Annotated in this window: 1 protein-coding gene; it reads right to left on the bottom strand. The window is 66.3% G+C overall.

The genetic code is table 11. From position 1 onward, the window contains the following. The coding region (tviB, locus tag IHE49_RS18340; RefSeq protein ID WP_192160659.1) for a Vi polysaccharide biosynthesis UDP-N-acetylglucosamine C-6 dehydrogenase TviB at window positions 1-1,265 on the bottom strand (1,265 nt) is incomplete at its 3' end. Between the last annotated feature and the right edge of the window lie 104 nt (window positions 1,266-1,369).

Genomic DNA, 1,369 nt, shown 5'->3' with positions numbered 1-1,369 from the left:
TCCACGGCATCGCGCGGCAGCACGTACTTCACGTCGTAGAGCACGGACGAAGGTTTGCCATAGGCACGCACGCCGTCGGCGCCCAGCGCCACGAACTGCCGGTGGCCCACGGCCACGATCACCGCATCGTAGGCAGCCGCGGGCGGCTCCGCCAGCGGAACGAGGCCGTATTCGTGCTCGGCCTCGGCCGCGTTCACCCACGGGTCGTGCACGTCCACCGTGGCGTTGTAGTCGCGCAGAGCCTGCACGATGTCGACCACGCGCGTGTTGCGCAGGTCCGGGCAGTTCTCCTTGAACGCCAGGCCCAGCAGCAGCACGCGTGCGTGCACCGGGTTGATGCCCTTGCGCACCATCAGCCGGATCACCTCGCCGGCGATGTACGGGCCCATGCCGTCGTTGGTGCGCCGGCCGGCGAGGATCACGTCCGGGTGGTGCCCGACTTCCTGCGCCTTGTGGGTGAGGTAGTAGGGATCGACGCTGATGCAATGGCCGCCGACCAGGCCGGGGCGGAACGGCAGAAAGTTCCACTTGGTGCCGGCGGCTTCCAGCACTTCCAGCGTGTCGATGCCGAGCTTGTTGAACAGGATCGCGAGATCGTTGACCAGTGCGATGTTGAGATCGCGCTGCGTGTTCTCGATCACCTTGGCCGCCTCGGCGACCTTGATGCAGCTGGCCTGGTGCGTGCCGGCGGTGATGATCGAGCCGTACAGGCGATTGACGAAATCCGCCACCTCGGGCGTGGAGCCGGAAGTGACCTTGAGGATGCCGGTGACGCGATGCTGCTTGTCGCCGGGATTGATCCGCTCGGGACTGTAGCCGACGAAGAAATCCCGGTTGAAGACCAGCCCGGAGCCCTCGGCGAGTAGGGGCACGCACACTTCCTCGGTGCAGCCGGGATAGACCGTGGACTCGTACACCACGATGTCGCCTTGCTTCAGCACCTTGGCCAGCGTCTGGCTGGCCTTCACCAGCGGCGTCAGGTCCGGCCGCTTGGCGGCATCGATCGGGGTGGGCACGGTAACGATATAGACGTTGCAGGCGCGCAGATCGTCGAGCGTGGCGGAGAAGCGCAGATGCGCAGCGGCCGCCAATTCGTCGGCATCCACTTCCAGCGTCTGGTCGTGGCCGGCGCGCAATGCGTCGATGCGCGCGTGGTTGATGTCGAAGCCGAGCGTGTCGTAGTGCTTGCCGAACTCCACCGCGAGGGGCAGGCCGACATAGCCGAGGCCCACGATGGCGAGTCGGGTGTTTTCCAGCTTCCGCATACAGTCATCCCGAGGTGTTTTGGGTAGCGTCTGATGCGCATGCAGCGCGTGTCGGCCGATCGACGGGGACGCACGCTTGCGCTGGGGCGAGCGCGGTGCCGACT

Source organism: Rhodanobacter sp. 7MK24 (genome assembly GCF_014842995.1).
GTDB lineage: Bacteria > Pseudomonadota > Gammaproteobacteria > Xanthomonadales > Rhodanobacteraceae > Rhodanobacter_A.
This window is presented reverse-complemented; position numbering and strand designations above follow the sequence as displayed.